The 3,867-nt window shown below is 31.3% G+C and carries 4 protein-coding genes; 3 read left to right on the plus strand and 1 reads right to left on the minus strand.

What is annotated here, in order from left to right:
* Window positions 1-1,356: PucR family transcriptional regulator ligand-binding domain-containing protein (locus VK071_02300; protein HLR34141.1), on the minus strand; the 1,356-nt coding region annotated here is incomplete at its 3' end.
* Window positions 1,357-1,656: 300 nt separating this feature from the next.
* Here VK071_02300 and VK071_02305 point away from each other — a divergent pair.
* The 3 genes from VK071_02305 to VK071_02315 all read left to right on the plus strand — a co-directional run.
* The gene (locus VK071_02305) at window positions 1,657-2,385 is read left to right on the plus strand and encodes a hypothetical protein (protein ID HLR34142.1); all 729 of its coding nucleotides are present in this window, start codon (window positions 1,657-1,659) and stop codon (window positions 2,383-2,385) included.
* Between the two features lie 14 nt (window positions 2,386-2,399).
* A complete protein-coding gene (locus VK071_02310; GenBank protein ID HLR34143.1) occupies window positions 2,400-3,584 on the plus strand; it encodes an amidohydrolase in 1,185 nt (394 codons plus the stop codon).
* A 22-nt stretch (window positions 3,585-3,606) separates the two neighbouring features.
* The coding region (locus VK071_02315) for a TRAP transporter small permease subunit (GenBank protein HLR34144.1) at window positions 3,607-3,867 on the plus strand (261 nt) is incomplete at its 3' end.

The following is a 3,867-nucleotide window of genomic DNA, read 5'->3' on the forward strand; positions in this document are numbered from 1 at the left end:
ATAAATGCTAGTATTATGATAGATGTTTCTATATCCTGGTTCCTTTTCATTATGTAAAATTTCTAAAGAGATTTTGGCATCAAGAAAAGCTTTGTTAAAAGAATAGTTATGTACTTTGTTTTCACTAATTCCCCATGAAATAACTAATTTAGGACAAATAAGTTTGAGTTGGGTTTCAATTACATCTAAAAAATTATTAGCTTCTATTTCTATATTATTGCTGCGAATTTCAAGAAAAATAATTAGCCTTTCTTCTTGATATGTAGTCATTACAGATTGTCCCTTAGCCCGACTAGTTCTTAAAATATAAGATTTTATTGATTTTATGCAATTAAATTTCCAAGCCTCATAGGAAGAGTAATTAAATCTTTCCATATGATAACACTTTTCTAAATTTGAAATATTTCCAACGATACAAATGTAGGGAAGTGAAAGTTCGTATCCTATTGATTTGGCCTGGGTATGAAGTTCATTAAGTTCTTTCTTATCTCCCTTAATCAAGTTCCATACGAAATTGTCTTGATGGTGCATTTCAGTCTCAAAAATAGTTTGTTCCCTATCAAACCAAAGGGAAATAGGAGAGACAATATGCCTGACAACAAATGTTTTGTTATCTTTCACATAATCATTTTCTATAGTTTTATACAAGGTCCTAAGATATAAATATCCATATACAATATTTTTGGAGCTAATTTTATAGACTGTATACTTATCCCGGAAATTGAAGGTATCTAATGAGTCTAAATTTTTTCCCGATGCTAAAATTTTAAGAGGTGGGGCTAAAATATTTACAAATTCTTCAGAGTTATTACTTATTCCTTTAATGGTTCCAGCAGCACTAGCAATAACAACCTGATTTCCTAATTCTCTATATATTAATTCAGCAGCTTCTGTTAAAGTAGAACCATTTAAAAAGTAAGTAAGAAGTTTTTTCTGTAATTGTTCAAAGTATTTTAAATTACTTTGTTTTATATTATTAATTTCTAGAAGTACAGTCTCTATAATGTTTGCAAACCTAATTTTCCATGGTATTTCAATAATTGGGAAATTAAGTTCATTGGCAAAATCTATTACTTCTTGAGGTGTTTCCATTACATATCTTCCAACAGATATTACTAAGGCAGATGCTCCTGATTGGTGAACATCTTTAACAAAACTTTTAAATACTCCTGTATCATTATTGCATCCCATACATGTAGTAAGTACTAATTCATTTTTATGCACAAAGTTTTCCACGGGAAGTTCCGTAACAGATATGGATTCTATAAATCGATCATTAACTGTTTCAATAGATGTCTTTACGCAGGCTTCTTCAAGAATATCTAAATCTAAAAAATCTTCTATTGTAAATAACATACTTGTTCAACCTCCAAAGGAAGAATAATATTATGTTTCTATAAAAGAATTGTATCTTTCAAAACGTTAGATTGGTTTTATAGTATCATAATTTAGAAGTAAGCTCCAGAATATAGGGAAATATAATTGGCTATTTATCTAGCGAGGTAAAGTTGTACTTAAACAAATTGACTATAAAATATTAAAAAATTCATACAATTCACATAATGATTATAGTCCTTTAATCTAATATTATAATTATATAATAGTTTATTCAAGGCATTTATTTAAAAATACTCAATATTGAGTAAAGGAGGAAAAATGAAGGATTTTGCATATGGTGGTAGAGTAAAAATAGGTTTAATTTATCCAGCCCCTGGGTGGGTTATGGAGCCAGAGTTTTATAAAATGTCGCCAGAGGGCGTAATTACATGTACTACTAGAATTTCACTTTTAGAAACTAACGAAGAGCAGCTATCTAAAATAGGTAGCCAGGCTATAAAGGCTGTAAAATTATTATCTCAAGCTCCAGTAGATGTTATTGCTTTAGGTTGTACTAGTGGCAGTTTTATTGGCGGTTATCATTATGATAAAGAATTAATTAAAAATATGGAAAAGGCCTCTAGCGGTACAACTTGTATCACAACATCGAGAGCCGTAGTATCGGCTTTAAAGGCTTTAAAAGTAAAAAAGGTGGCAGTAGCAACTCCGTACATAGAAGAAGTGAATAAAAAAGGTAAATTATTCTTAGAAGATAATGGGTTCAATGTAACAAATATATTAGGATTAGGTTTACTATATGATTCAGAAATTGATAATCAAAGCTTAGAAACTGTATACAAATTAGCTAAAAGGGTAGATACAGTGGATGCGGAGGCAGTAGTAATTTTATGTACTGGTATACGAAGTATAGCGATCCTAGAGTATCTAGAGAAGGATTTAGGTAAACCAGTTATATCAGCAAATCAAGCTACATTTTGGTATTCACTAAGAGTAAGTGGAATAGAGGAAAAGATTAAAAGCTATGGAAGTTTACTAGAGAAATATTAGAGAGGGGGCTAATAGTGGAAATAAAAAATGAAATTAATAAGTTTAAGGATGAGCTCATAACATTAAGACGAGATTTTCATATGTATCCAGAGTTAGGATTTAAAGAGTTTAGGACTCAAAAGATTGTAGAAAAGTATTTAAAAAGTTGTGGTTTAAAAGTAAAAAGAATGACAAAAACAGGAGTAGTTGCTTTATTAGAAGGGGATAATTCTGGACAAACTTTACTTATAAGAGCAGATATGGATGCAATACCTATAGAAGAGGAAAACGATATCCTTTATAAATCTAGAAATAAAGGCGTAATGCATGCTTGTGGTCATGATGGTCATATGGCTATGTTATTAGTTGCAGCAAAGATATTATCAAAATACAGAGGTGAAATTAATGGTAATATTAAATTTGTTTTTCAGCCTAACGAAGAGGAAGCAGGGGCTAAATACATGGTTGAGGACGGGGTTTTAGAAAATCCCAAAGTTGATGCTGCCATTGGAATACATCTATGGAGCCCATTAGAGATAGGGCAGATAAGTATTGATGAAGGTCCAGTTATGGGTGCCCATGATAATTTTAAACTTACTATCAAAGGAAAAGGTGGACATACCGCTATGCCTCATGAAGCTGTAGACCCGGTTTTAATAGCAGCCCAAATTATTATAGGTGCTCAATTTATCCAAACAAAAGAGATTAATGCCCTTAGTCCTACATTAATAAATTTCTCAAAAATAAATGCGGGAAATGCATCTAATGTAATTCCAGAAGTGGTTACAATGGAGGGAACCCTTAGATATCTCTATAAAGGAGGAGCTAATTCTATTGAAAGACCTAGAGAACGATTAGAAAGGGTTGTTGCTGGAATATGTAAAACGTTTAATGCTGAATATGAAATGGAGATTATTCCAAGTAACTTTCCTGTAGTAAATGAAAAGAAAATGACTAATCTTGTGAGGACTATTGCATTAGATTTAGTAGGAGAAGAAAATTTGGTTCCTTATATTACAATGGCTGGGGAAGATTTTTCTGAATTTACCATTGGCATACCGTCTACCTTTTACTTTGTAGGTGTAGGAAATAAGAAAAAAGAAACAAATTATCCTCATCACCATCCAAAGTTTAATATAGACGAAGAAGCATTAATCATTGGAACTGAAATGCATATAAGAACAGCATTGAAATACTTATCAGGGGAAACTAATGATTAATTAAAGTAAGGGGGAAAACTATATGAATAAGTTGAAAAAGATTGATAGGGCTGTAATGAGAATAGAAGAGTTTATTTTGAGTTCAGGTATAATTATTATGGCAACTATATTAATTGGGAATGTTATTGCTCGAAGAGTCTTTAAAAGTTCATGGACTTTTGCCGAAGAATTAGGACAACTATTAGTAGTAATTGTTACTTTCATGGGACTTGGTTATGGTGTAAGAAAAGGTCAACATGTTAGTATGTCAGCTATTTTAGACTTGGCACCTAAAAAGATGAAA

This window comes from Tissierellales bacterium (assembly GCA_035301805.1).
In the GTDB taxonomy this organism is placed as follows: domain Bacteria; phylum Bacillota; class Clostridia; order Tissierellales; family DATGTQ01; genus DATGTQ01.